This is a genomic window from Bifidobacterium boum (assembly GCF_000741535.1).
GTDB lineage: Bacteria > Actinomycetota > Actinomycetes > Actinomycetales > Bifidobacteriaceae > Bifidobacterium > Bifidobacterium boum.
This window is the reverse complement of the sequence record NZ_JGYQ01000002.1, coordinates 127,856-153,643: the sequence shown is the minus strand read 5'-3', so window position 1 is coordinate 153,643 and position 25,788 is coordinate 127,856. Positions and strand designations below refer to the sequence as shown.

General features: G+C 57.8%; 22 protein-coding genes and 1 tRNA gene. 19 read left to right on the top strand and 4 right to left on the bottom strand.

The window, feature by feature from the left end:
* The first annotated feature begins 207 nt into the window (after positions 1-207).
* The 8 genes from BBOU_RS08725 to BBOU_RS00660 all read left to right on the top strand — a co-directional run bounded on the left by BBOU_RS08725 (position 208) and on the right by BBOU_RS00660 (position 9,066).
* Positions 208-870: a leucine-rich repeat domain-containing protein gene (locus BBOU_RS08725; RefSeq protein WP_155809245.1), complete on the top strand. Its 663-nt coding sequence runs from the start codon at positions 208-210 to the stop codon at positions 868-870.
* Positions 871-978: 108 nt separating this feature from the next.
* A complete protein-coding gene (gene pyrG, locus BBOU_RS00690) occupies positions 979-2,646 on the top strand; it encodes a CTP synthase (RefSeq protein ID WP_026502974.1) in 1,668 nt (555 codons plus the stop codon).
* Between the two features lie 248 nt (positions 2,647-2,894).
* Positions 2,895-4,349 carry a Fe-S cluster assembly protein SufB gene (sufB, locus tag BBOU_RS00685; protein WP_051616785.1) on the top strand — a complete coding sequence of 485 codons (1,455 nt, stop codon included), beginning with the start codon at positions 2,895-2,897 and terminating at the stop codon, positions 4,347-4,349.
* A gap of 27 nt (positions 4,350-4,376) precedes the next feature.
* Entirely contained in the window at positions 4,377-5,636 is a 1,260-nt protein-coding gene (gene sufD, locus BBOU_RS00680; protein WP_051616783.1) for a Fe-S cluster assembly protein SufD, read from the top strand.
* Position 5,637: 1 nt separating this feature from the next.
* Positions 5,638-6,417, top strand: a complete 780-nt coding sequence (gene sufC / locus BBOU_RS00675) for a Fe-S cluster assembly ATPase SufC (protein WP_015450498.1) — start codon at positions 5,638-5,640, stop codon at positions 6,415-6,417.
* Between the two features lie 18 nt (positions 6,418-6,435).
* Complete coding sequence (locus BBOU_RS00670) at positions 6,436-7,713, top strand: cysteine desulfurase (RefSeq protein ID WP_026502971.1); 1,278 nt, start codon at positions 6,436-6,438, stop codon at positions 7,711-7,713.
* A 125-nt stretch (positions 7,714-7,838) separates the two neighbouring features.
* Complete coding sequence (gene sufU / locus BBOU_RS00665; protein WP_033490380.1) at positions 7,839-8,435, top strand: Fe-S cluster assembly sulfur transfer protein SufU; 597 nt, start codon at positions 7,839-7,841, stop codon at positions 8,433-8,435.
* 16 nt (positions 8,436-8,451) lie between these two features.
* The gene (locus tag BBOU_RS00660) at positions 8,452-9,066 is read left to right on the top strand and encodes a metal-sulfur cluster assembly factor (RefSeq protein ID WP_026502969.1); all 615 of its coding nucleotides are present in this window, start codon (positions 8,452-8,454) and stop codon (positions 9,064-9,066) included.
* 116 nt (positions 9,067-9,182) lie between these two features.
* Here the strand turns inward: BBOU_RS00660 and BBOU_RS00655 are convergent, their stop codons facing one another.
* Together BBOU_RS00655 and BBOU_RS00650 are read right to left on the bottom strand one after the other, a co-directional pair.
* Positions 9,183-10,052, bottom strand: a complete 870-nt coding sequence (locus BBOU_RS00655) for a TrmH family RNA methyltransferase (RefSeq protein ID WP_026502968.1) — start codon at positions 10,050-10,052, stop codon at positions 9,183-9,185.
* 99 nt (positions 10,053-10,151) lie between these two features.
* Positions 10,152-10,949 carry a 16S rRNA (uracil(1498)-N(3))-methyltransferase gene (locus BBOU_RS00650; protein WP_026502967.1) on the bottom strand — a complete coding sequence of 266 codons (798 nt, stop codon included), beginning with the start codon at positions 10,947-10,949 and terminating at the stop codon, positions 10,152-10,154.
* Between the two features lie 175 nt (positions 10,950-11,124).
* Here BBOU_RS00650 and BBOU_RS00645 point away from each other — a divergent pair.
* The 6 genes from BBOU_RS00645 to era all read left to right on the top strand — a co-directional run bounded on the left by BBOU_RS00645 (position 11,125) and on the right by era (position 16,764).
* Positions 11,125-11,212 (top strand) — tRNA-Leu (locus BBOU_RS00645).
* Positions 11,213-12,182: 970 nt separating this feature from the next.
* Complete coding sequence (locus tag BBOU_RS00640) at positions 12,183-12,521, top strand: histidine triad nucleotide-binding protein (RefSeq protein WP_026502966.1); 339 nt, start codon at positions 12,183-12,185, stop codon at positions 12,519-12,521.
* Positions 12,522-12,534: 13 nt separating this feature from the next.
* Entirely contained in the window at positions 12,535-13,716 is a 1,182-nt protein-coding gene (locus BBOU_RS00635) for a PhoH family protein (RefSeq protein ID WP_051616748.1), read from the top strand.
* Positions 13,713-14,270: an rRNA maturation RNase YbeY gene (ybeY, locus tag BBOU_RS00630; protein WP_026502965.1), complete on the top strand. Its 558-nt coding sequence runs from the start codon at positions 13,713-13,715 to the stop codon at positions 14,268-14,270. Before BBOU_RS00635 ends, ybeY begins: the two co-directional genes overlap by 4 nt.
* A 68-nt stretch (positions 14,271-14,338) precedes the next feature.
* Positions 14,339-15,784, top strand: coding sequence for a hemolysin family protein (locus BBOU_RS00625; RefSeq protein WP_081815517.1), 1,446 nt, complete (start codon positions 14,339-14,341; stop codon positions 15,782-15,784).
* Positions 15,781-16,764: a GTPase Era gene (gene era, locus BBOU_RS00620; protein WP_026502964.1), complete on the top strand. Its 984-nt coding sequence runs from the start codon at positions 15,781-15,783 to the stop codon at positions 16,762-16,764. Before BBOU_RS00625 ends, era begins: the two co-directional genes overlap by 4 nt.
* A 119-nt stretch (positions 16,765-16,883) precedes the next feature.
* Here the strand turns inward: era and BBOU_RS00615 are convergent, their stop codons facing one another.
* Positions 16,884-18,926: an AMP-dependent synthetase/ligase gene (locus BBOU_RS00615; RefSeq protein ID WP_026502963.1), complete on the bottom strand. Its 2,043-nt coding sequence runs from the start codon at positions 18,924-18,926 to the stop codon at positions 16,884-16,886.
* Positions 18,927-19,126: 200 nt separating this feature from the next.
* Between BBOU_RS00615 and BBOU_RS00610 the strand changes: the two genes are divergently transcribed.
* From BBOU_RS00610 to BBOU_RS00600, 3 genes are read left to right on the top strand one after another with little or no spacing between them, the layout of a single operon-like run.
* Positions 19,127-20,284, top strand: a complete 1,158-nt coding sequence (locus tag BBOU_RS00610; RefSeq protein WP_026502962.1) for an NAD(P) transhydrogenase subunit alpha — start codon at positions 19,127-19,129, stop codon at positions 20,282-20,284.
* 1 nt (position 20,285) lies between these two features.
* Positions 20,286-20,612: an NAD(P) transhydrogenase subunit alpha part 2 gene (locus tag BBOU_RS00605; protein ID WP_026502961.1), complete on the top strand. Its 327-nt coding sequence runs from the start codon at positions 20,286-20,288 to the stop codon at positions 20,610-20,612.
* Complete coding sequence (locus BBOU_RS00600) at positions 20,609-22,018, top strand: NAD(P)(+) transhydrogenase (Re/Si-specific) subunit beta (RefSeq protein WP_026502960.1); 1,410 nt, start codon at positions 20,609-20,611, stop codon at positions 22,016-22,018. Before BBOU_RS00605 ends, BBOU_RS00600 begins: the two co-directional genes overlap by 4 nt.
* 329 nt (positions 22,019-22,347) lie before the next feature.
* On the opposite strand, the gene BBOU_RS00595 is transcribed toward BBOU_RS00600, so the two are convergent.
* Positions 22,348-23,361: an alpha/beta hydrolase gene (locus tag BBOU_RS00595; protein WP_051616746.1), complete on the bottom strand. Its 1,014-nt coding sequence runs from the start codon at positions 23,359-23,361 to the stop codon at positions 22,348-22,350.
* A gap of 334 nt (positions 23,362-23,695) precedes the next feature.
* Here BBOU_RS00595 and BBOU_RS00590 point away from each other — a divergent pair, with 334 nt between their 5' ends.
* Together BBOU_RS00590 and BBOU_RS00585 are read left to right on the top strand one after the other, a co-directional pair.
* Complete coding sequence (locus BBOU_RS00590; RefSeq protein ID WP_026502958.1) at positions 23,696-24,340, top strand: 50S ribosomal protein L25/general stress protein Ctc; 645 nt, start codon at positions 23,696-23,698, stop codon at positions 24,338-24,340.
* A 223-nt stretch (positions 24,341-24,563) separates the two neighbouring features.
* A complete protein-coding gene (locus BBOU_RS00585) occupies positions 24,564-25,691 on the top strand; it encodes a branched-chain amino acid aminotransferase (protein WP_015450515.1) in 1,128 nt (375 codons plus the stop codon).
* The last annotated feature ends 97 nt before the right edge of the window (positions 25,692-25,788 follow it).

Below are 25,788 nucleotides of genomic sequence, written 5' to 3'. Positions count from 1 at the left end.
TCGGAACACTTTCCTGACGATTAATTTCGTGCCTATACGTCACAGTATTTCGATGCGGACAAGGACGGGACGCTCAGCGAGTCCGAGGCTGATGCCGTTACGAAGATTTCCATCACCAGCAAGACAATCTCAAGCCTCAAGGGCGTAGAGTATTTTCGAAATCTGACCCAGCTGCTTGCCTGGAACAACCAACTGTCGTCGTTGGACGTGTCGCATAACACCCGGTTGACGACGCTGTATGCAGCCGACAATATGCTGTCATCATTGGATGTGACGCATAACCCGCGACTGAAGGAACTGGATGTAGAGGGTGATGAGCTGACTTCATTGGACGTGTCTCACAATGAACAGCTGAAGCATCTTGATGTGGACCGAAGCAGCTTGCCATCGTTGGATGTGTCGCATAACGTCCAGCTGTCCACGCTGTATGCCACCGACAACCAACTGTCGTCGTTGGACGTGTCGGTGAACAGGCATCTGACATCCCTGTGCGTAGACGGCAACAGGCTCTCGTCTCTTGATGTATCAAAGAACATGAAGCTGAAAGTCCTGAGACTGTGGAGTAACAGGCTGCCGGCATTGAACTTGTCGGCGAATGCGCGACTGACGGAATGTTCTTCAGCCATGCAGCGGGTGACCTTCGCGGCAATGAAGTCACCGGACGGTACCATGACGGTATCGATGAAGCGAGCAGGTATCGACCCGTCATGGGTGAGCGGTGTATCCGCTGGCATGTTTGACGCTTACAGGCGTGGTGACGTTTTCCGAGTCCGAGACGGTCCAAGGATTCTCATATCGCTACGACACGAAGACACCAGAGGGGGTGACGTGGATTGCCGCATGACGGTGAATGTGACACTCAAGAAATGACCCGGCATGACTGCATCGCATGGCGCTTGCGGGATGGATACGGATTCTGTGGCGCTGCAGTGTCAGGGAAACACGCCGGGTCATGGCGAGATGATAGATTGGAGTTCCATGGCAAGAAGACAACATGGCAATGCATCGGAACACGTCACCAAGCATATTTTCGTCACCGGAGGCGTGGTGTCCTCCCTCGGCAAAGGACTGACTGCTTCGTCCTTGGGCCGCCTGCTGCGCAGCCGCGGAATCCGCGTTCTTCAGCAGAAACTCGATCCCTATATCAATGTCGACCCGGGCACAATGAACCCCTTCCAGCACGGTGAGGTCTATGTCACCGAGGACGGCGCCGAAACCGATCTCGACATCGGCCATTATGAGCGCTTCCTTGATGTCTTCCTCAGCCAGAAGGCGAATGTCACCACCGGTCAGATTTATCAGTCCGTGCTGCGCAAGGAGCGTGCCGGCGAGTATCTGGGCCAGTGCGTGCAGGTGATCCCGCATATCACCAATGAGATCAAGAGCCGTATGCGTGCCCAGGCGGCGGACGATGTCGATGTGATCATCACGGAAATCGGCGGCACCGTCGGCGATATCGAATCGCAGCCGTTCCTTGAGGCAGCCCGTCAGGTGCGCCGCGAACTCGGCCCGGAGAACTGCATGTTCGTGCACGTTTCGCTGGTTCCGTACATTTCCGCCGCGCACGAGCTGAAAACCAAGCCGACCCAGCATTCCGTGATGATGCTGCGCCAGCTGGGCATCACGCCTGACGCGCTGGTCCTGCGTTCCGACCGCACGCTGAATCAGTCCATCAAGGACAAGATTTCGCTGATGTGCGACGTCGATCCCGAAGGCGTGGTCAATTGTGTCGACGCCCCGAGCATCTACGATGTCCCGAAGATCCTGTTCGACGAAGGACTGGACGCTTACGTCGTCCGTGAACTCGGTCTGCCGTTCCATGATGTCGATTGGGCTGAATGGGAGGATCTGCTCGAGCGCGTTCATCACCCCAAGCATGAGGTGAATGTCGCCATCGTCGGCAAGTACATTGATCTGCCGGACGCTTACTTGTCCGTCACCGAGGCGATCAAGGCGGGCGGCTTCGCCAATTATGCCAAGGTCAACGTCAAATGGGTCGCGGCTGATTTGTGCGAAACCTGGGAAGGCGCGAAAGCGGCGCTCAACAATGTCGATGGCATCGTCATTCCTGGCGGTTTCGGCATCCGTGGCATCGAAGGCAAGATCGGCGCGTTGAAGTTCGCTCGTGAGACGGGCTTGCCGGCACTTGGCCTGTGCTTGGGACTCCAGTCCATGGTCATCGAGTACGCCCGTGACGTCCTCGGTCTTGAGGATGCGAATTCCACCGAGTTCGAGCCGGATTGCAAGAATCCGGTCATCGCCACGATGGAAGAGCAGAAGGATATCGTCGCCGGCCACGGTGATATGGGCCACACCATGCGCTTGGGCTCCTACCCGGCGAATCTCGAGGAGGATTCCTTGGTCGCCCAGCTGTATGGCAGCACCCATGTGACCGAGCGTCATCGTCACCGTTACGAGGTGAACGTCAATTACAAGCAGCAGCTGCGTGACGGCGGCATGCGGATTTCCGGCGAAAGCCCTGACGGCGAGCTTACCGAGTTCGTGGAGCTTCCGCAGGATGTTCACCCGTTCTACGTGGGCACGCAAGCGCATCCTGAGTTCAAGTCCCGTCCGACGCGCCCGCATCCGCTGTTCGCCGGTCTGGTGAAGGCGGCTCTGGATCATCAGGCGGCTGATCAGGGCTGACCGGCATGCATCGTGGTCGGCTTGACTGACTGGACACCTGCCGAATGCGCCTGCACATGCAAACTGTGCAGGCGCATTCGTTTCGACACGCCCATCACAGGAATCATATGATTTCGCATGAGGCGTAGTTCGGACAATCTCTAGTGTTTTCCGGTCAGGTCTGTTAGGTTAGCGATGGAACTACGAATGAATGGAGGCAGCGTACGGTGGCGAGTGAACACACACCAAACGCCGCGGCGGATGTGGAGATGAGCCAGTATGTGGCTGACCGTTCCCGCGTCAACGAGGAAAAAATCAAACAGGACGATGAAATCATCAGCCAGTTCGGTGACTACAACTACGGCTGGCATGATTCCGACGCCGCCGGTGAGGCAGCGAAGAAAGGCATCGACGAGAATGTCGTCAGGGCGATCTCCGCGGACAAGCATGAGCCGCAGTGGATGCTGGACATGCGCCTGCGCGGGTACCGTGCTTTCGTCGAAAAGCCGATGCCGTCATGGGGTGTCGATCTGAGCGGATTCAACGCCGATGATTTCAAGTATTATGTCAAGCCCCTCAAGGAGCAGGCGAAACGTTGGGAAGATCTTCCCGATGATATCCGCAATACCTACGACAAGCTGGGCATTCCTGAAGCGGAGAAGAAGCGTCTCGTCTCCGGTGTCGCCGCTCAATACGAATCCGAAGTCATCTACAATTCAATCCGGGATGATCTGAAGAAACAGGGCGTTATTTTCGTTGACACCGATACCGCGGTCCGGGAATACCCCGATCTGGTCCGCAAGTATTTCGGCAAGGTCGTGTCCCCGGAAGACAACAAGTTCGGTGCGTTGAACACCGCGGCATGGTCCGGCGGCTCATTCGTCTATGTGCCCAAGGGCGTTCATGTGGATATCCCGTTGCAAGCGTATTTCCGCATCAACACGCCGAATATGGGCCAGTTCGAACGCACGCTCATCATCGCGGACGAAGGCTCCTATGTGCATTACGTCGAAGGGTGCACCGCCCCGATCTATTCCACGGATTCGCTGCACGCCGCAATCGTCGAAATCGTGGTCGAGAAGCATGCCCGCGTGCGGTACACGACCGTGCAGAACTGGTCGAACAACGTGTACAACCTCGTAACGCAACGCGCCTATGTGCGTGAGGGTGGCACGATGGAGTGGGTCGATGGCAATATCGGCTCCAAAGCCACGATGAAATACCCGGCCTGTATCCTCGCCGAACCGTATGCCAAGGCATCCACCATGTCTCTCGGCTTCGCCGGCAAGGGCCAATATCAGGATACCGGCGCGAAGATGATTCATCTCGCCCCGCACACGAGTTCTACGATTGTGGCGAAATCGATTTCCCGAGGCGGCGGACGCTCGGCATACCGCGGTCTGGTCAAAATCGTTGACGGCGCCGAAGGTTCGAGCTCGTCGGTCGTATGCGATGCTCTGCTGGTTGACGATTTCTCACGTTCCGACACGTATCCGCATGTCGACGTGCGTGAGGATGACGTCTCCATGGCGCATGAGGCGACTGTCTCGAAGGTTTCCGAAGATCAGCTGTTCTACCTCATGAGCCGTGGTCTCGAAGAGAAGGAAGCCATGGGCATGATCGTCCGCGGCTTCGTGGAGCCGATCAGCCGAGAGCTGCCTATGGAGTATGCGCTTGAGCTCAACAGGCTCGTCGAATTGCAGATGGAAGGATCGGTAGGCTGATCCATGGCAGAACAAGAGCAGAACACCATGCAGAATGTGCAAAACGTACAGTCCCAGACGCAACCGACCAACACGGAGATCGACATCCCGAAGGCCGATCCGCATGATCCGTATGCTTTTCCTGCGGCAATGCCGTCGAGCGCGGATCGTGAACCTCGGTCCTTCGAGGTGGACGCGTTCAGCCAGCCGACCCGCAAACAGGAGGATTGGCGCTATACGCCGATCGAGCGTATCGAAGAGTTCTTCGACGTGTTCGAACCAAGCGGTGAAACGCGCATCGAAGTGACCGACACCGGCGGTCAGCCCGTCGACGGCGATCATGTCGACGTGTCGCAGGTCGCGCTGGGGGAGAAGCCCTCGGGGACCGTGCTCATGCCGAATGACCGCGTGTCGGCGGTTGAATGGGCCAGCGGTAAAACAGCGACCGTGATACGACTGCGCGGCGAGCTCGACAAGCCGGTGCTCGTGCGCATCCACGGCGGAGGTGACGACCTTGATGCGGTGCATCTGGTCATTGTCGCCGAGGATCGCGCGCATGGCGATGTCATCGTCGAACATGACGGCCGTGCCCGTATCGCCGAAGGCGTGGAAATCTCGACGGGTGCCGACTCGCATATCTCCACGACTTTCGTGCAGGAATGGGACAAGGGTTCCAAGCATGTCGGCAATCATCGCATTCGCGTCGGCGCCGGAGCGTCGTTGCGGCATTCCGTCGTGACGCTTGGCGGTGATGTGGTGCGCATCCGAATGGACCAGGATTTCGGCGGCTCACAAGGCGACTTGAACATGCTGGGCATCTATTTCGCCGATCCCGGCGAGCATATCGAGCATCGGACGATGGTTGTGCACAATTACCCCGAATGCAAGTCCCGTGTCGTGTACAAGGGCGCTTTGAGCGGTAAGGGCGCCCATTCCACATGGGTGGGCAATGCGCTGATCGAGCCGACCGCACCGGGCACCGATTCCTACGAACTCAACAGGAATCTCGTGCTCACGCCCGGCGCCATCGCTGATTCCGAGCCGAACCTGGAAATCGAGAACGGCAACATCGTCGGCGCCGGTCACGCCAGTTCAGTCGGCCGATTCGATGATGAGGAACTGTTCTATCTCGAATCCCGTGGTATCAGCGAAACCGAAGCGCGCAAACTGGTCGTCCAAGGATTCTTCGCGGAACTTGTCGAAGAAATCGGCGTACCTGCCATTGCACAGCACCTGATGAATGTGATCGACCGTCGCCTGGCACGAGGCGAGAACGCGGCCATGCAAGCCGTATTGGAGGAAAAGTAATATGCAGCACACTCTCGAAATCAAGGACCTCTACGCCTCTGTGGAAACCAAGGAGGGACGCAAGCAGATCCTCAAGGGAGTCAATCTGACAGTCCATTCGGGGGAGACCCATGCGATCATGGGCCCCAACGGCTCCGGCAAATCCACACTCGCCTACACGCTCGCAGGACATCCGAAGTACGAGGTTGATTCCGGTCAAGCGCTGCTCGACGGCGTGGACATTCTCAAGCAGACGCCGGATGAACGTGCAAAGGAAGGCCTGTTCCTCGCCATGCAGTACCCGGTCGAAGTGCCGGGCGTGTCCATGACCAACTTCCTGCGTACCGCGAAAACGGAAGTCGACGGCAAAGCGCCGTCAATCCGCACCTGGACCAAGGAACTCAACGAGGCGATGAAGCGGCTGCGCATGGATCCGAAATTTGCGATGCGTTCCGTCAATGAGGGATTCTCCGGCGGTGAGAAGAAGCGTGCGGAGGTACTGCAGCTCGAACTGCTCAAGCCGAAATTCGCCATCCTTGACGAAACCGATTCCGGCTTGGATGTCGACGCCTTGCGCATTGTGTCCGAAGGCGTGAACCGTGCCAAGGAGAACACCGATCTGGGCATTCTCATGGTCACCCACTACACGCGCATCCTCAAGTACATCAAACCGGATATCGTCCATGTCTTCGCTGACGGTCATTTTGTCAAGACCGGCGGCCCCGAGCTTGCGGACGAACTCGAGGAAAACGGCTATGACGAGTACTTGCCGGAAGGCAGCACGGAATCGGCACTGGCCTGAGAAAAAGGCAGGTTGGACATGACAGATGTTGATTTCGCCGCTATCCGCGAGCAATTCCCGATTCTGGATCAGCGCATCCACGGTCACCCGCTGGTATATCTCGATTCCGCTGCGACATCGCAAAAGCCGCAGTGCGTCATCGATGCCGAAAGCGAGTTCTATCGAACCATCAACGCGGGCGTCCACCGCGGAGCCCATGAGTTGGCGGCACGCAGCACGATGGCGTTTGAAGAGGCGCGTGCGAAGGTAGCGCGTCTGGTCGGCGCCAACAGCGAGGAGGGCGAAGAGGAGATCGTCGTCACCGCCGGCGCTACCGCCGGATTGAACTTGCTGGCGACCGCATTCGGCAACGCGAGTCTCGGTCGCGGCGGCAAGCCGGCTCAGCGTTTCGCGCTGAAGCCGGGTGATGAAATCGTGGTTTCTAAAGCGGAACACCATTCTGTGCTTCTGCCGTTCCAGGAGCTCGCCTACCGTACCGGCGCCACCCTCAAATGGTTCGATCTGACCGATGACGGACGCATCCGTTCCGATACCGCCGATCAGGTCATCACCGAACGCACGAAAGTCGTCGCGATCACCCATGTGGGCAACACCACGGGCGCTGTTACCGATATCGCGCCGATCGTCCGCCGCGCCCATGAGGTTGGAGCGGTGTTCATCCTTGACGCGTGCCAGTCCGTGCCACACCTGAAGGTCGATTTCCATGCGATGGATGTCGATTTCGCTGCGTGGAGCGCCCACAAGATGTATGGTCCAACCGGCGTGGGCTTCCTGTATGGTAAGCGTGAACTGCTCGAGGCGTTGCCGCCGGCCAATTTCGGCGGATCCATGGTCGAATTGGCATGGATGGACAAGCCGGCTGAATACATGGCCCCGCCCGCACGTTTCGAAGCGGGGACCCAGCCTGTCGCCCAAGTGGTCGCCGCCGGCGTCGCCGCGGACTGGATGCGCGCAATCGGCATGGAGAACATCGAGGCCCATGAGAAGACCATCGCCGGCGAACTGCTCAAACTCGGCGATATCGACGGCGTGCGTATCCTGGGACCACGCGAGAACGTCAATCGTATCGGTACCGTGGCGTTTGACGTGCAGGGCGTCCACCCGCATGATGTCGGCCAGTTCATTGACTCACTTGGTATCGCTATCCGCGTAGGGCATCATTGCGCGCAGCCGGTGCACCGTCATTTCGGGTTGTACGCTTCCAACCGCGCGTCCACCGGTGTGTACAACAGCATCGAAGACGCACAGGCGTTGGTTGAAGCGGTCTCCAAGGTCCGGCCGTTCTTCAAGGCCTGACGCAACAGGCTCGAAGCGCACATGAGACTGCGCTTTGGGCGTATCCGGTATCAGGTATGGCGGTAACGTGCTTGCGGGGGTATGATATGCCCCCGCAAGCATATGAGCGAGAGTAGGGAACAGGCATGAGCGACGATTTCGGCATGAGCGGCGACGACTTGGAACAGATGTATCAGGAAGTCATTCTTGAAGCTGCGCGCGATCCACACGGAAAAGCGCATTTCGCGCCGGATCTAGCCAAAGAAAGCGACACCGCAGTGGAGTCTTCGCTCGATCAGGGTGAAGCGAGCGTTCGTCAGCAGCACGAATACTGCGAAACAGGGCAATCCCACCAGTTCAATCCGACCTGCGGAGACGAGGCGACCATCCGCGTGGAAGTGTCCAAGGATGAGCCGCATCGCATCGAACTGCTTGAGTGGGATGGTCATGGTTGTTCGATTTCTCAGGCGAGCCTGTCGGTCATGACCGATCTTGTCGAAGGCAAGACCGTCGAAGAGGCTATGAGCCTGGGGGCCATTTTCCATAAGCTTATGGAATCCCGCGGTAGAGGCCTCGCCGATGACGCTGAGAACGAACAGCTTGAAGATGCCGTGGTATTCCAAGGTGTTTCGAAGTATCCTATGCGTATCAAATGTGCGTTGCTCGGCTGGGAAGGCATGAAAGATGCCGTCGCCAAGGCCTTGGCCTCGCAAGACAAGACATCCACCGGCGAAGCCGACTAAGCCGATAAGGAGCATGATGACAGATCAGGGCAATCTGGTCCCCGAACCGGAATCCACGATTTTTGACACGGTATCCCAAGCTTTGGGCAATGACAACGCCGCGCGTAAGGTCATGGCCAACCCGCAGTTGTTGGGCGCACTCGGCACGCCTGCCGAAGACACGTCCGCCGACCCGGCCCAATCCGGAGGGGTATCCCAGGACAATCGGTGCGCGTGCGGCAAGCACAGCAAGCAGGAATGCCAACATGACGATGGCGAGACCGGCGATGACGACATCCCGCTGGTCGCTGTGGATGATATCGGCCGTGCGACGGCACAAGACGTCAAAGAGGCGCTGCATCAAGTGATCGATCCCGAACTGGGTATCGATGTCATCGACCTTGGTCTGGTCTACGGCATCGAAATCGACAATCTGGGGCGGGCGATCATCACAATGACCCTCACCACGCCGGCATGCCCGCTGACGGAACTCATCGAGGACGAATGCGCGAGCACCCTTGCCGGTCTTGTCGAGGAATTCCGCATTGATTGGACGTGGCAGCCGCGGTGGACCGTCGACAAGATCACGCCCGAAGGCCGTGAACAGCTTGCCGCCATCGGTTTCAATCTGGATGCGATGCCGCAATACTGAACAATCCATCGCCCGTAGTTGAGCACCGCACGCATCCGTATGTGTGCGGTGCCATCGCGCCTAGTTTCGGTTGTCGTGCTTCCTTACTTCTGACGTTCGTAAGGAAGCACGATTGCTTAATCCTTCACCCGTGTCGCATAGAATGCGACGGCACTGGACGCCGCGACATTGAGACTGTCGACACCGTGACTCATCGGGATTTTCACTGTCAGATCCGCATGCGAGATGGTGCGATGGGACAATCCGTCGCCTTCTGTGCCGAAAATGAGGGCGAGTTTGTCGATATGATCAGCGGATGCGGGGCTGTTGTCAAGTCGTCGTACCAGCTCGTCAAGGCTGATGGAGTCGTCAACCAACGCCATGGCCGCCGTGGTGAACCCCAGGTCGTGCAGTTGCGCGAGGCCTTGGATCGGCCAGAAATGCGTGTCGTCGCCGCCGATACGCGTCCACGGCACTTGGAACACCGTGCCCATAGATACGCGTGCCGCCCTGCGATAGAGCGGGTCGCCGCACGAAGGCGTCACCAGAACAGCATCAACGTCGAGCGCCGCAGCGGAACGCATCAACGCTCCGACATTCGTGTGGTCGACAATATTCTCCATAACAGCAACACGACGTGCGTTGCAGCACACTTCTTCAACGCTTGGCAAGGGCCAGCGTTTCATCGCTGCGAGCGCCCCACGATGCAACCGGTAGCCGGTCAGCTGTTTGAGTTGTTCGGGGCTCGCTACGTACACGGGGATTCCGGTTCCCCAATGCTGGTCGATGAATGCGAATTCTTCGCTCATGCCGACAATCCACGGTTCTTCGACAAGCAGGGAGATCGGCTCGCGTCCTGCAGCGAGCGCCCGGTCAATGACTTTCGGTGATTCCGCGATAAACAGCCCTTTTTCGGGTTCGAGACGATTACGTAATTGGAGCTCGGTGAGATTGGTGTACGCGGCGATGCGTTCGTCGTCGATGTTTTCTACGCGAATTAACTGCATGGGAACGGCTCTCCCTTGTCTGTTGGTTCATTGATGGCGACGGTCGGGTCGTCGTCGGGTATTGCTCGCTGCGGGACTATTGTAGGCGTTGTCGTGTTGTCAGGCGTACCGTCCAAGAGCGCGTGAGAGCAGGGACAGGGCGACGGGGCCGGCGGTGGAGGCGCGCAGGATGTTGTGGCCAAGGAGCGTGCAGAGGGCGCCCGCCTTGGCGAACTCGTGTGCTTCCTGATCGCTGATGCCGCCTTCGGGGCCTACGACGACGTGGATGGTGCGGCTGCGCCCATCGTCGAGGCAGCGCTGTTCCAGTCGGGTGACGCCCTGCTCGATTTGATTCCAGTTTGCGGTGGCATCCTGATGGAGGACGACGACCATATCGCCGAACACCATCGCCCGATGGCATATGGCGATGAGTTCCTTGCTGGAAATGCATTCACCGAGCTGAGGCCGCCACGCACGGCGTGATTGTTCGGTTGCCGCATCCAGTGTTTGCGCCCATTTGCGGTCGGTTCGACCGGCTTTCCATTTTGCGATGGAACGGTCTGCCTGCCAGGGGATGACCTGATCGACACCTATCTGGGTGGCCATGTCGATGGCTTGCTCGTCATGTCCTGTTTTGGCGAGTGCTTGGATGAGCGAGAGCCTGGTGATGGGTGGTTCTTCTTTACTGAAGGAGTTGACCTGTGCTTGACCTTGCTGGGCGTCGACCAGCGTAGTGTGGATGCGCAGGCCGTTGCCATCGGAAAGCTGTAAGGTGTCGCCGTCTTGTAAGCGCATGGCTTGGATGGCGTGGCGCCTGATGGCCTTGGGCAGGGTGATATTCCATCCCTCGCGCAGCGCATCGGTGTTTACTGGCGCGTCATCGGATTCGGGGTGGAGCAAAAACAGCGGATCGGTCATGATAGCAAGGCTAGCACTTGGCGGAGGACCGGGCCCTGTGGAGCAGCAGGGGTATCGGCGTCGTAGCGTGTTTGACTGCGTGCGACGGCGTACAAAAAACGACACGCCGATGATTGCGTGATTTGCGTCGTTGGATTGCTGTGCTATAGTTTCTTTCTGTTGCTTCAAGGCACATGTCCGGGTGGCGGAATGGTAGACGCGCTAGCTTGAGGTGCTAGTGCCTATTTTAAACGGGCGTGCGGGTTCAAGTCCCGCTCCGGACACTGATAAGGCTCCCAATCGGGAGCCTTTTTTCTTTTCTCAACTTGGTGACCTGCCTGCCGATAACCGGGTTATGTGATGTCGAACGCTTGTGCGGTGCCACCGATACATCGGGATCTATGCGCAAACGATTCACCGCACCGCGATTTTCCCATACGCCCGTCTGCCGACGCTGAGGCAGTTGCCGCTATTGTCAGAACCGTCTGCCGACGCTAGGGGGAGTTGTCAGTGTCGGTGGAGGCGTCTGCCGACGCTGGGATCACCGTCAGTGTCGATGGAGGCGAGGGAGGCCGGGATTCGGGCGGTGGCGTGTGGATGATGCGGGAGAACTGTCGGGATTCCCCGGTTCGTGCCTGTTCGCCCGTATCCGGCGTGGGAGTTTACGGGAATCCGGCGTCCTCGCGGATATTGTCCCCACGGGAACGTTGGAAATCCGCGGTTCGTGAAAATCGCCCCTGAAACCGCCGACGGGAGAACACCGCCGAAACCGCGAATCCCCGATAAACTCCCACAAAACCACGGGACATTACGACCAGATCGCCCATGCGCGGAAAATCTCCCACACCAGTCCGGCACCACCGCCGTCCTACAACATCCAAGCATGTGTTGCACCGCCAAGCATGATGACCGCGGGCGATAGCCAGCATATGTGTCCCGGCATGCATCATCCGCCATGATGCTTTCCCAATAGGGCGAAACTCCTGTCATCCGCGTCACAAGGGGTGTCAACACGTGCTTGTGCCGACATCGACAAGGTCGTGAGCGTCAGCAGAAGCGGGGTGGGCGGGATTGACCCGTATTGCTGGCGACGGCCACTATGGCCTCCTCACCCCAGGGTCGGGACTTCCTTGATGACGTGTTCTAGACGTTCTATACGGTCTCGTCATTGCTGGCTCTTATCCGAACCGCTCAATATGATGGATTCCGGGTGTACGAATTGTATATCCAAGACCCATCCGATAAGGAGTGTGTATGAGCCAGTCCGATGATTGCCTGTTCTGCAAGATCGTAGCGGGGGAGATTCCGAGCACCAAGGTGTACGAGGATGACACGGTGTACGCGTTCAAGGACATCGCTCCCAAGGCGAAAGTACATGTTCTGATTGTGCCTCGTAAGCATTACGCGAATGCCGCCGAACTCGCCGCGGCTGATCCGAAGACGCTTGCCCACATCGTCGAAGTCGCGCAGCATATTGCGGACGATGCATTCCACGGCGCATACCGTCTCGTGTTCAATACCGGCGAAGATGCGGGACAATCCGTCTTCCACGTGCACGCGCACGTTCTGACCGGCGAGAAGTTCGAAGAGTAGGGTGTCTGGGCACGTGGCTACCACTACACGCGTTGTGACGGTTCCCCCCGAGCTTGATCCCGTCTCGGTGTTCGGTCCGGTTGACGAAGTGATTCGTGTCGTCGAACAGGCTTTTCCTGATTTGACCATCATCGTCAGAGGTAACAGGGTCGCCATCATGTCACGGTCGAAACAAACTGAGGCTCAGGCGGCTCAAGCTGAAGAGGTTATGCATACGCTGATTGATGAAGCGTATACCGCCCCTATGGATGCCGACACGGTTCGCAGATTGTTGGACCGCCGGGTGCTTCGCAACGGCGTACGTGCACAACGTGTGGATGACGTCCGACGTTTTGGCGCCTCGGCGGCGATTCCCCGTAATGCGATGGCCGGCAATGATGAGCAGTATCGTACAACCGATCGTCGCCGTGCCCATGTCCCCGGCGTGATCACGTTTGCAGCAGGTGTGCCGGTACGGCCAAAAACCGCTGGGCAGATTGCGTATGTGAACACCATCGAGTCGAATACTATTACCTTCGCCATCGGACCCGCGGGCACCGGCAAGACGTATCTGGCCGTCGCCAAAGCGGTTCGAGCCTTCCAAGATGGCGAGGTGAGACGGATCATCCTCACCCGTCCTGCGGTGGAAGCGGGGGAGAACCTCGGCTTTCTGCCTGGTACACTCAGCGAGAAGGTCGATCCCTACCTGCGTCCGCTCTATGATGCGCTTTCGGACATGCTTGGCGCTGAGCAACTGCATCGGCTGATGGATGATGGGACGATTGAGGTAGCTCCGCTGGCGTATATGCGTGGTAGGACGCTCAACGATGCGTTTGTTATTTTGGATGAAGCCCAGAACACCACTGAGCAACAGATGAAGATGTTTCTGACGCGACTCGGGTTCAACACCAAAATGGTGATTACCGGCGATATCACGCAGGTTGATTTGACAGTTCCTCGTTCGGGTCTTTCCACTATCGAGCAGATTTTGCATGGTATTGACGGTATTGCTTTCGCACACCTCGAAGCGAGTGACGTGGTTCGTCACGCGTTGGTCGGTAAAATCGTCCAGGCGTATGATCGTCATGCGGCGATTGCGGGGGACCATAGCGGTAGGAAACGAGGCAAGCACCACCCTGACCATGCCACGCACGCCCCGGAATCGATTGGTGACCGCGAACCCTGTGAAGATGGTATCGGAAAGGATGAAGCGTGAGTGTTGACGTAACCAATGAGACCATTTGGCGAATCGACCCGGAGGTTTTTTCACAGCTGGGCGTGTGGGTGATGAGCCAGATGCGTGTCAGCATCCAATCCGACTTGACGATCCTGTTTGTCGACCCTGACCCTATCGCCCAATTGCATGAGCGGTGGATGAATCTACAAGGGCCGACGGATGTGATGAGCTTTCCTATGGACGAGCTGCGGCCTTCCGACGGACCGACGGAAATGGAAGGTGTGCTCGGCGACATCGTGATTTGCCCGTGGGTGGCGGCCCAGCAAGCGTTGGCTGCCGGACACAGCACCATGCAGGAGATGATGCTGCTGACCATTCACGGTATTTTGCATCTGTTGGGATACGATCATGTGACCGCTGAGCAGGAGCAGCAGATGTTTGGTTTGCAGCGGCAGCTGCTGTTGACGTATTTTGCGGTTCGGCAGGAGGACGTTCCGTCAGCGGTGTTGCCTGCGGGGTCGCCGAATCTTCTTGCCCAGTATGATGCCAAGCATTCCGGGGAACAGGCTGCCGGTACGAGCAAGCAGAAGTAACTGGATAACTGTCCTATATGACAATAGGACAGTTATCCTGGGCAAATCCGCAAGAGAGGAAACAGCATATGGATATGACGGCAATCACCGTTATCGTCATCCTTACAGTCATCGCGGCATTGCTGGTTTGGCTGTCGTTGTCCATGGCGGCAGCAGAAGGCGCGGTTTCCCGAGTGACACGGGCGAGTTTGAACAATCGTATTCTCGAATTGCAAACCAACCAGGAGCTCACCCAGTTCTCTAGGATGAAGAAAATCGGCAGCATCCATAAGGTCCAGCGTCTTATCGTCGATAGATTCGCCACCTCGGGGTCGTGCGCATTCGTCAGAATCCTGTGCAATGTGGCGGACGGTGTGCTGGTTGCCTCCATCGTGTCGTTGTGCGGGGGGGCGTTATGGGTACAGCTGCTCAGCGGCGTCATCGCCGGCATACTGATCGGCATTGTTTCCACACTCGTCCGTCCGCGTTCGGCAGGTGCCGTCAAGCCGGTCGATATTATGTTGCGGCACGTTCGCGCTGTCTCCGTTGCTGTCGCGCTGACACCATTCGCAGCGGTCGGCGGCGACAAGGTCTCCAAGCGGCATCACCGTGAATCCTCGGAACTTTCCGACGACGAAGAGCTTGAGAAGCTCCAACTCGAGCAGGGCAGAGCAACCATCGATCGGCTGGTGGAGGCCAACGATTTCGATCCGGAAGTCTCCGAAATGCTACGTAATGTCCTGACCTTGTCCGAAACGCTTACCCGTGAAATCATGGTGCCGCGTACGGACATGATTTGCATCGAGCGTAGTCGTAATCTGAGGGATTTCCTGCAATTGTGCTCACGGTCCGGCTTCTCGCGGGTTCCTGTCATCGGTGAGGACGTCGACGATTTGATTGGTATGGCGTATCTGAAGGATGCGGTGCGCGCCACTGCTTTCAATCCGGATGCGATTGACCGAGAAGTCGGCACCATCATTCGAAATCCAATGCTTGTTCCGGAATCGAAACCCGTCGATGACTTGTTCCATGAGATGCAGCGCACTAGGCAGCATGTCGCCGTGGTCGTCGATGAATACGGAGGTATTGCCGGCATGGTCACCATTGAGGATGCCATTGAGCAGATCGTCGGCGAGTTGGAAGACGAGCATGACCGTACTCAACACGGGGAGCCCGTGCAGGTCGGCGAGCATACGTGGCGCATGCCTGCCCGTACCCCTATCGCTGATCTTGAGGAGATCTTCGAGGTCGATATCGATGAGGATGATGTCGATACGGTGTACGGGTTACTGACCAAGCTGCTCGGCAGGGTCCCGATTGTCGGCGCATCCGCGGTAACCAGGGGACTGCGGCTGACGGCGGTTGATTCCGCCGGACGCCGCAAGAAGGTTTCAACGATTGTGGTGGAGCCCGCGCACGTCGAGCCCAGCGAGGACACTGGAGAACAGCATTCCGGCGGTGTGCGACCGGAGCACAAGACATCAACGGGAACGGACTCTACGAGCACCGACGACGATCATCAAGGAGAAGCATGAGCGAAAGCGCCAACAGCAGCGAACAAGAACCGGTCAAAGGGCAAGAGGTATACCGGTCCGGCTTCGTGGCGGTCGTAGGCCGGCCAAATGTCGGCAAATCCACACTGATCAATGCACTGGTAGGCACCCAGATCGCCATTGCCTCCTCACGCCCGGAAACAACACGAAAAGCGATTCGCGGTATTGTCACTACCGATAACGCACAGCTGGTTCTCGTCGACACTCCGGGAATCCACCGCCCGCGTACTCTGCTCGGGCAGCGGCTGAATGACGTTGTTGAGGAATCACTTGCTGATGTGGACGAAATCGCGTTCCTGCTTCCCGCTGACCAGGAGATCGGTCCGGGCGATAAGCGCATCCTGAGCCGTCTGCGCTCACAGTTCGCCAAAAAACGCGATGATGGGACGTTCGCATGGAAGATCCCGCTCATCGCCGTGGTCACCAAAATCGATGAGCTGAATCGTCAGGAGCTTATGACAAAACTCATTGAAATCAACCAATTCGCTGATTTCACTGATATTGTTCCGGTGAGTGCCCGTGAATACGACAATGTCACGGAGGTACGCAATGTGCTCATCGAAAATATGCCAGAGGGTCCTCAGATGTATCCGGCAGACCAGATTACCGAGGAAAAGCCGGAATCGACGATTGCTGAGCTTGTCCGTGGAGCGTTCCTCGAGGAGCTTGATGATGAGCTTCCCCATTCGCTTGCCGTCGTCGTTGACGATATCGAATATCCCGATCCGGATGATACGGAAAGTGACGGTAAAGCGCATGTGCTGGTTTCCATCTACGTGGAACGCGATTCGCAGAAGCCGATCATCATCGGACATAAGGCTGAGCATCTGGTCAAGGTCCGTAAGAAGCTGAGGACCCCGGTCAACAGGATTGTCGGGCAGAAAGCCAAACTCGACCTTCATGTCAAGGTCGCCAAAGACTGGCAATCCGATCCGAAGAAGCTTGAACGGCTCGGCTTCTGACAACTGGGTTCCAGATTCTACGACACGCCCGGACGCTGTAGAAGCATGCTGAATGGTTGTGGCCCGCACGCGGTATGCGCATGTGGGCCACAACCATAATCAAGCGGAGCGAAAAAAGCTCACTGCTGCTTGCGCTTGGTATACATCTGCGTATTGAGTAAGGTGGAATACCGTTTGATCACCTTCGGACGGATAACCTTCATCGACGCGGTGAGCAGACCGTTCTCCTGAGTGAACTCTTCAGGAAGAATAATGAACTTCCTGACCGATTCGGCGCGTGAAACACCTTCATTGGCCATGTCGACATACTTCTGAACCTCAGCGCGGACTACTGCATTGTCGGCGGCTTCCTGCATGGTCATATCAGGGTTGAGTCCTTTGGCCTCAAGCCAAGGACGCAACGATGATTCATCGAGCGTGATCAGCGCAGAAATGAACGGCCTCTTATCTCCCAATACCAAAGCCTGGGACACGAATTCACAGCGTTGGATGGTTTCTTCAATCGGTCCGGGGGAGACGTTCTTGCCGCCGGCGGTGATGATGAGATCCTTCTTGCGTCCAATGATGTAGAGGAAACCGTTGTCGTCCAAATGACCCAAATCGCCGGTCGCGTACCAGCCGTCCTCAGTGAATGAGGTTTCGGTTGCTTCCTGGTTCTTGTGATACGCGTGGAAGACCGAAGCGCCCTTCACCTGAATCTCGTTGTCTTCGGCAAGACGGATCGAGAACCCGGGGAACGGGATACCGACCGAACCCTCATGGAATGGCACGCCCAGCGGGTTGAAGGCGCAGGGGGCCGTCGTCTCCGTCAGACCATAGCCTTCGTACACCGGGACACCTGCGCCACGGAAGAATGCGAGCAAATCCGGGTCAAGAGGTGCGCCGCCGGTGACGATCCACTTGGCTCGACCGCCGAGCACCTCACGCAACGAACGGTATACGAGCGGATCATAGGCTGTACGTTCCATCCGCGTCAATGTTGAAGGCTTGCCTTGATCGCTGATCTCCTTCATATATTTCTGCGCGGTGACAACCGAAGCGGCGAACATCACGCCCTTGGCACCATGACCGGCTTTTTGCGACGCCGCATTGTAGATTTTCTCAAGCACACGGGGAACCACGATCATGACGGACGGCTTGGATACCTGCAAATCGCCAATCATGGTTTTGATGCCTTCGGCGATGTAAATATGCAGCTGGCTTGCCACGCAAATGTAGTTGATGGCGCGGGCGAAAGAATGGGCCTGTGGCAGGAACAGCAGAATCGTGTTCTTCTCATTGTGCAGCAGATCCGGCATGTAATCGGGAAGATTGAGTGCCGTAGCGCAATAATCCTCGTGCGTCATTTCGACGCCTTTGGGGGCGGCAGTCGATCCGGAGGTGTACACGATCGAGCACAAGTCGGTCTTCCTAACCGATTCGATACGTGCGTCAAGCTCCTCGTCGCTGACGGCATTGGCGTACGCTTGCAGCTCGTACAGTCCGCCGGTTTCGAAGCAGAAAATCTGTTCGAGTGTCGGGCATTCCTCCAACGCGCCATCCGCTTTGTCTCGCATGTCGGTGGTTTGGACAACCAGGAACCGGGCGTCGGAGTTGTCGACAATATTGCGGATCTGCTCCGCCGAATCCGTGTCGTAGATGGTGGCGAGCACGCCGCCGCACGCCATCACAGCGGCGTCGAAAACATCCCATTCATATGACGTACGGCACATGAACGCCACGCCATCACCCTTCTTCAATCCATAGTGAAGAAGACCTTTGGCGGTCACACGAACCTCGTGGAGGAACTCGTTGGCGGTTTTGGTAACCCATTCCCCGTTGACCTTGAATGTGTATAAGGGCTTATCACCCATACGTTCGGCACGATCCGCGTAGACGTCGTAAATGCTCCAACCGTCGTCAAGCGGGGGATTGCCCGCAGTGGCGGCAGTCAGGCATCCGGTCCGCTGATCGATAAACGTGGTGGTCGGATATCCTGGCCCCCATTCTGCGGTATTCGGCAGATTCACAGGCATATCGTGTTCTTCGATGTCCTGGACCTCGACATAGTCGGGATCTCCCGGCTGATCATCACTGACCGGATGAGTGAATCCTTCTCCGAGGCGCAATGCCTTACGAGTGATTCTCATCGTCTGTTGTTTGACGGAATTCAGTACCGACACGTCCTGCTCCTTGGCCTTCAGCTACGTCTATCAACCTTGTGATAGTAGTCGAAATCATCTGTTCCGTCACCTTACGGTGCCGTAGCCGTTGCGGCCAAACGGCCGGGTAATGGATGTCATGATCATGAACCGGCACGGATACGGTACACTGTCGACGTACCCTGTACGCGTACATAGTAAAGAAGCTAGAAAGGGCTGCTATGGCTGAACAACCAGAAGCCAGCGTGCTGTTCGGAGTCTTCAATGAGACCACGGAGCATGAACAGCGTGTGGCACTGACGCCTGACATTGTCGCGAGACTGCGCAAACACGGCGTGACATGCATGATTGAGCACGATGCCGGAAACGCGGCACAATACACTGATGCAGATTATGAGCATGCTGGAGCAACGGTCAGTGACCGCTCGACATTGCTCGCCCAATGTGATGCGTTCGGTTTTGTTTCCAGACCTACTCCTGACCAGATCGCCGCGATGCATGCGGGACAATGGGTGATCGGTCTGCTGGGCTCTTTCACGGACAACGCGTATGTCGCTTCGCTGCAAGCTGCGGGATTGACGGCCGTCGCCATCGAACGTCTGCCACGACAGCTCAGCGCCGCCCAGTCCATGGATGAGATGACTTCGCAGAATTCCGTCATGGGATATAAGGCGGCATTGGTCGCGGCGAATGCCTACCGTTCCTTCCTGCCGATGATGACTACGGCAGCCGGCACGATTCGTCCGGCCAAGGTACTGGTGCTCGGCGCCGGCATCGCCGGCCTTCAAGCTATTGGCACCGCCCGGCGCCTGGGCGCCGTCGTTACGGCGTATGATGTACGTCCTGCTTCGAAGGGCGAGGTGGAGTCGTTGGGCGCCAAATTCTTGGACCTTGGTCTGGATTTCTCTCAGGGCCAAGGCGAGGGAGGATATGCGCGCCAACTTACCGAGCAGGAGCAGGCCGCGCAGCAGGCCGCGGTTGATGAGAAAGCCGCGCAATTTGATATTGTCATCACCACGGCGAAAGTCCCCGGTAGGAAGCCTCCGGTTCTGCTGACATCTGCCGGCGTGGCGGCGTTGCACCGCGGTGCGGTGGTCGTAGACTGCGCAGCCAGCGCTTTGGGCGGCAATGTCGAGGGGTCGACGATCGGTACCCAGGTCACTGAAGGCGGTGTCACCATTATTGGTGCCCCGACGCTGGCCTCGGAAGTGTCGAACACGGCGTCAAACCTGCTGTCAAGGAATGTTGCGGACGTGTTGGCTCATTTTGTGCGTGACGGTCAGCTCCGGATCACGCCCGGCGATGAGATCGACGACGCTTTGGTCGTCGCCGGCAACACAGCCGAGCCGTCGGACGAATCAGAGAAAGAAGGGCAGTGACATGAGTCCGCTTGTTGTATCCATCACATTGTTTGTGTTGGCGTTGCTGATCGGCGTTGAAGTCATCGGCAAAGTTCCCGCCACCTTGCATACGCCGCTGATGTCCGGCGCGAACTCCATCCACGGCATTGTCATCGTCGGCGTTGTCATCGTCGCAGCCGAAGCGAATTCCCCATTGGCGTATGTATTCGTCTTTCTTGCGGCGATACTCGGCACGATGAACGTTGTGGGCGGCTATGTCGTCACCGATCGCATGCTCGAGATGTTCAAAAGTTCCAAGCCGGCCAAGACATCGGACGAGGATAAGCGCGAGGAGGCAGACAAGTGAACGCCATCGATACCGTAGCTTGGTTCGTATACCTGTTGTCAGCCGTGATGTTCGTCATCGGTCTGCATTTCATGAACTCCCCGAAGACCGCACGTCGGGGCAATCTGATTTCGGCTGCAGGCATGGTTATCGCCGTCATCATGGCATTTGTACGCTTGTTCGTCACCGGATACCGGTCGACCACGGCGATTGTGCTGCTCCTGCTCGGCATCCTTATCGGCGCCGTGGCTGGTGTGGTCAGCGCGAAAAAGGTGAAGATGACCGACATGCCGCAGCTGGTGTCGATTTTCAACACGGTCGGTGGCGGAGCCGCCGCTTTGGTCGCACTCAACGATATTCTTACGCCGCAAACCGCCCCCAGCCTGGTTGTCCTCATTACCGCAGGCCTGGGTGTTGTCATCGGTTCAGTGACCTTTACCGGTTCTTTGGTGGCGGCAGGTAAATTGCAAGGCGTGAAATTCCTGCGCAAGCTGACGATACCGGGTAAAGGCCTGTTCAATGTGTTGTTCATCGTCTTGACCGTCGCGTCATTCGTCATGCTGTGCGTGCAACCTGACCGCAGGCTGCTTTGGGCGGTGCTGACGACGCTGTTCGCGCTCGTATATGGTTTGGTGTTCGTTATCCCGATTGGCGGCGCCGACATGCCGGTCGTCATCTCGGTGTTGAACGCGTGCACGGGTACCGCTGTCGCGATGAGCGGTTTGGCGATTGACAATGTCGCGCTGATTGTGGCCGGTGCTTTGGTCGGCGCGGCTGGCGTCACCCTTTCCATTCTCATGGCGCAGGCAATGAACCGTCCTCTGCATAGCGTGCTCGCCGGCGGCTTCGGCGGTGCTTCGGCGGCGACATCCTCGCAGGAAGGCCCTGAGGGCACCATGAAAGAAACCACGGCAGATGACGTGGCTGTGCAGCTGGTGTACGCGGAGAAGGTCATCTTCGTACCGGGATTCGGCTTGGCGCAGGCACAGGCACAGCGTGAGCTGGCTGATTTGGGCGAATTGCTGAAAGCGCATGGGGTCGAAGTCTCGTACGCCATCCATCCCGTTGCGGGGCGTATGCCCGGCCATATGAATGTGCTGCTCGCCGAAGCGAACGTGCCTTATGATGAGCTGGTGGATCTCGATGACATCAATCCACAGTTCTCCTCTGCCAATGTCGCGCTGGTGGTCGGCGCCAATGATGTGACCAACCCAGCTGCCCGTCGTCCGGGAACCCCGGTGTCCGGCATGCCGATTCTCGATGTCGATCAGGCGCAGCATGTCGTGGTGATGAAGCGTGGCCGCGGCCGAGGCTACGCGGGTATCGAGAACGAACTGTATTTTGAAGACAACACACAGATGCTGTTCGGTGATGCCAAGGCTGGACTTCAGGCGGTGATCGCGGCGGTCAAAGAACTGCTCGCCTAATCATTGACCATCCAGTCAGCATACGTTAGCGGGGTCTGGTCCGGCGTCCGTCACGCCGGACCAGACCCCGCTAACGTTGATGCATCAGCCGACGAGTCCATTTCTTTGACCATGTTATGGACAAATCACCACATCGGGCAGCTCGGGAACGTATGATCACATCCGTATCAGCAAGACAAAAGGTCCGGTGACACCGGGCACCATGTCAGCGAATGCTGGCCAAAAGCCGGTTCGTGTGTGTGATTTGGCGGCGATTGTCAACTCCATTCAAACAGTGGAGTACCGCATCGCCGCCTTTCCTTTTCGCGATGACGCGTCTGAATCACGGATTATGCTTCACGCCAGCCCGCTGCCGCCTCAACGAATCCTCTGACCGCATTCCAATACGCGTCAGGCGCCGTGCTCGCCGACAAGGTGTGCCCTGCCCCTTGGACGCTGAACGTCCTGCACAACGGTCCGCGATACGATGCCGCGATCCTATCCATGAACTCGTAGGGGACCATGGTGTCATTGGTGCCGTGCACGCACAACAACGGGACACGCATGCGGCGCGCTGCGCACAGACAGTCGCCACGACGGAAATCGGATTTGGTATGGATGCGGGCGCACGCGTTCATGACTGCCACTGTTTGCAGGCCAATCCCGCGTGGCATCTTCAGCATGGTTTTCGCTACAAACCGCAGTTCGGCGTCAATGGTGCTATATCCACTGTCCTCTACGACGGCGATAACCTGACGGGGGATGTCAGGTTCGGCAGCGGCGAGCATCACGGCGACTGCCCCCATCGAATTGCCATGAAGAATAATAGAGGCATCGGGATCGGCGCGGACCACCAAGTTGATCCAACACATCACGTCGCGTCGATCAACGTATCCGAGCCCGACATACCGGCCTTGGCTGCGTTCATGGGCGCGCATCGCCGGAACGATTACGGTGCATCCCATCCGTGCATATCGCAGGGCGTATTTCGCCATTTCCTGCGGTTCGCCACAAAATCCGTGGCAGCATATCGCATACCAATGCGGCCGGGGATGGACGCTATCGGGGTCAAGAACCCATGCATGCAAGCGAAGACCGTCTTCGCTGTACGTGGTCCAGGATTGTCTGGTGTCGTGGAACCAGCGGGAAGCCGCCTGTTGTTCGGCATTGTCGCTTTGCCGGAGCTGTTCGCCGACCGCTTCATTGGCACGTTGACTGTTCTTGACGAACAGGGGAGAGCGGGTATCGCAGGTGAAACGATAGGCGAGGCCGCCAAGCGTCGCCGTTGCCGCTCCCGCCACGGCGGTGAAGATGGCAGTACCTTGGCCGATATGTCTGATTGTTGTCGTCATCGTCGAAGACATAGGCGTTCCCTTTCCGATACCGAGCTGCTTCTCCCATTGTATGGCTATCTTTGGTTCTGCCTACGGTTTGGCTCCGTTTCGGTTTGTCCTTGTCGCGCGCAACGGGGTTGACCATCGCTTCGTGGTTTGTCCGCAGCTGAAGTATACTGTTCTGTGTTGCTTTGGCGGACTTGTTCGCCACGCTTTGGCGAGGGAGGCGCAGCCTCCGTTATCGACTCGGCTGATGGCAAGGCACCCTCATGGTGTTTGGAATCGGCGCGTCGGCGCGCCGAAACAACACACGACTCCGAAAATCGAGTCGACAACAGCTCAGTTACTAGTGAGGAGAGCCACTATGGCAACCAACACCATCAGCCTCGAAGGCGAAGTCCGCGACCAGTTCGGCAAGGGCGTCGCCCGCCGTCTGCGCGTAGCCAACAAGATCCCGGCGACCATCTACGCCGGTGGCAACCAGCCCGTGTTCGTCACCCTCCCGATGAAGGAGACCACGCTGGCGCTGCGTCACACCAACGCCCTGTTCACCATCAAGTTCGGCGACGACTCCAAGATCGCCGTCGTCAAGGACGTCCAGCGCAACCCCGTCAAGCGCATCGTCGAGCATGTGGACTTCTATGAAGTCAAGGCCGGCGAGAAGATCGACGTCGAGGTGCCGGTGTTCGTCGAAGGCACCCCGAAGGGCGCTGCGGTCGCGTTCGTCGACATCCAGGAGCTCAAGGTGCGTGCAGACGTGTCCAACCTGCCTGAGCGCATCGTCATTAACGTTGACGGCATGACCGACGGCACCAAGGTCTTCGCCAAGGACGTTGAGCTGCCGGAAGGCGCTGAGCTCGACATCGACGATCCGGAAGAGTCCGTGGTCACCGTCGAGGTGCCTGAGGACGCCACCGAGTCCACCGCCGAGACTGCTGACACGACTGCCGCTCCGGCTGCCGACGCCGCTGCTGCTCCGGCCGCTGACGCTGCTGCAGACAACAAGTGATTCGTCGCCGGGCACTATAGCTGATACGCAGAGCTCGGCAGCAAATCATGGACAGGGACCCCGCCATCGTGCGGGGTCCCGCCATAATCGGCTCTTTCATAATGTGAACCTCTTCACACATTCGTCCCATACCTGTGCGAGAGTACTCCTTAGAGCCGGTGCCACAAGTACCAGCGCAACATACGCAATACCGTGATAACGGTTGATTCAAGAAGAAGTTATTATGACTGAACAATCACATCATGATCCCGCGCAACTCAACAAGCTCGCCGACGAATTCACCGTCCTACCCAATGATCACCCGGCTTCGGACGCCAAGCGTCAGGAGCTGATCGACAAGCCGGCTTTCGGTCAGATTTTCTCTGACAACATGGCTCATATGACGTGGACGGACGGCGAAGGCTGGTCCGATCGCCGTATCGAGCCGTACGGACCGTTGAAGATGGATCCGGGTGCATCGGTGCTGCACTATGCGCAGGAATGCTTCGAAGGCCTCAAGGCGTATCATCATGCCGACGGTTCGATTTGGCTGTTCCGCCCGGATGCGAACGCGGAACGTTTCCAGAACTCCGCCAAGCGCCTGTACCTGCCTGAACTCCCGATCGACGATTTCCTCGGCTCTGTCGCGGCGCTGGTCCGTCGCGATGCCAACTGGGTGCCGACCCGCCGAGAATACACCCTGTACATGCGTCCGTTCATGTTCGCTTCCGAGCCGTTCCTCGGTGTGCGTGCCCCGAAGGAAGTTGATTATTGCGTCATCGCCTCCCCGTCCGGCCCTTACTTCCCGGGTGGTGTGAAGCCGGTCAGCATCTGGATCGAAGACAAGTGGTTCCGCGTCGGCCCTGGCGGCACGGGCTTCGCCAAGTGCGGCGGCAACTACGCCGCTTCGCTGCTCGGTGAATACACCGGCATCAAGAACGGCTGCGAGCAGGTGTGCTTCGTGGATGCTGCGACGAAGACCTACCTCGAGGAGCTCGGTGGCATGAACATGTTCATCGTGCACAAGGATGGTCACCTGGAGACCCCGTCGCTGACGGGCAACATTCTGCCTGGCGTGACCCGTCGCTCGATCATCCAGCTCGCGCAGGATGACGGCCACGATGTGGTCGAAGGCATGATCAAGTTCGATCAGCTGGTCGAAGACATCAAGTCCGGCGAGGTCACCGAAGTGTTCGCTTGCGGTACCGCCGCCATCATCACCCCGATCGGGCGCTTCAAGTCCAACGACATCGACGTGACCGTCGCCGACGGCGGTTCCGGCGAGCTGACCATGAAGCTGCGCAACCAGCTGCTCGGCATTCAGCTCGGCGAGATCGAAGATCCGCACAACTGGATGTGGAAGGTCTGCTGAGACCAAGCTCATCGGCTGACTGAAACCCATACTGTTTCGGTCTTTCTGTAACAGGGCGATTCCTTTCGGGGAGTCGCCCTGTTACGGTATAGACAAA

Bases quoted from the DNA above. Each gene is read 5' to 3' on its own strand.
- pyrG (WP_026502974.1), top strand. From the start codon at position 979: ATGGCAAGAAGACAACATGGCAATGCATCGGAACACGTCACCAAGCAT.
- sufB (WP_051616785.1), top strand. From the start codon at position 2,895: ATGAGCCAGTATGTGGCTGACCGTTCCCGCGTCAACGAGGAAAAAATC.
- sufD (WP_051616783.1), top strand. From the start codon at position 4,377: ATGCAGAATGTGCAAAACGTACAGTCCCAGACGCAACCGACCAACACG.
- sufC (WP_015450498.1), top strand. From the start codon at position 5,638: ATGCAGCACACTCTCGAAATCAAGGACCTCTACGCCTCTGTGGAAACC.
- BBOU_RS00670 (WP_026502971.1), top strand. From the start codon at position 6,436: ATGACAGATGTTGATTTCGCCGCTATCCGCGAGCAATTCCCGATTCTG.
- sufU (WP_033490380.1), top strand. From the start codon at position 7,839: ATGAGCGACGATTTCGGCATGAGCGGCGACGACTTGGAACAGATGTAT.
- BBOU_RS00660 (WP_026502969.1), top strand. From the start codon at position 8,452: ATGACAGATCAGGGCAATCTGGTCCCCGAACCGGAATCCACGATTTTT.
- BBOU_RS00655 (WP_026502968.1), bottom strand. From the start codon at position 10,052: ATGCAGTTAATTCGCGTAGAAAACATCGACGACGAACGCATCGCCGCG.
- BBOU_RS00650 (WP_026502967.1), bottom strand. From the start codon at position 10,949: ATGACCGATCCGCTGTTTTTGCTCCACCCCGAATCCGATGACGCGCCA.
- BBOU_RS00640 (WP_026502966.1), top strand. From the start codon at position 12,183: ATGAGCCAGTCCGATGATTGCCTGTTCTGCAAGATCGTAGCGGGGGAG.
- BBOU_RS00625 (WP_081815517.1), top strand. From the start codon at position 14,339: ATGGATATGACGGCAATCACCGTTATCGTCATCCTTACAGTCATCGCG.
- era (WP_026502964.1), top strand. From the start codon at position 15,781: ATGAGCGAAAGCGCCAACAGCAGCGAACAAGAACCGGTCAAAGGGCAA.
- BBOU_RS00610 (WP_026502962.1), top strand. From the start codon at position 19,127: ATGGCTGAACAACCAGAAGCCAGCGTGCTGTTCGGAGTCTTCAATGAG.
- BBOU_RS00605 (WP_026502961.1), top strand. From the start codon at position 20,286: ATGAGTCCGCTTGTTGTATCCATCACATTGTTTGTGTTGGCGTTGCTG.
- BBOU_RS00595 (WP_051616746.1), bottom strand. From the start codon at position 23,361: ATGTCTTCGACGATGACGACAACAATCAGACATATCGGCCAAGGTACT.
- BBOU_RS00590 (WP_026502958.1), top strand. From the start codon at position 23,696: ATGGCAACCAACACCATCAGCCTCGAAGGCGAAGTCCGCGACCAGTTC.
- BBOU_RS00585 (WP_015450515.1), top strand. From the start codon at position 24,564: ATGACTGAACAATCACATCATGATCCCGCGCAACTCAACAAGCTCGCC.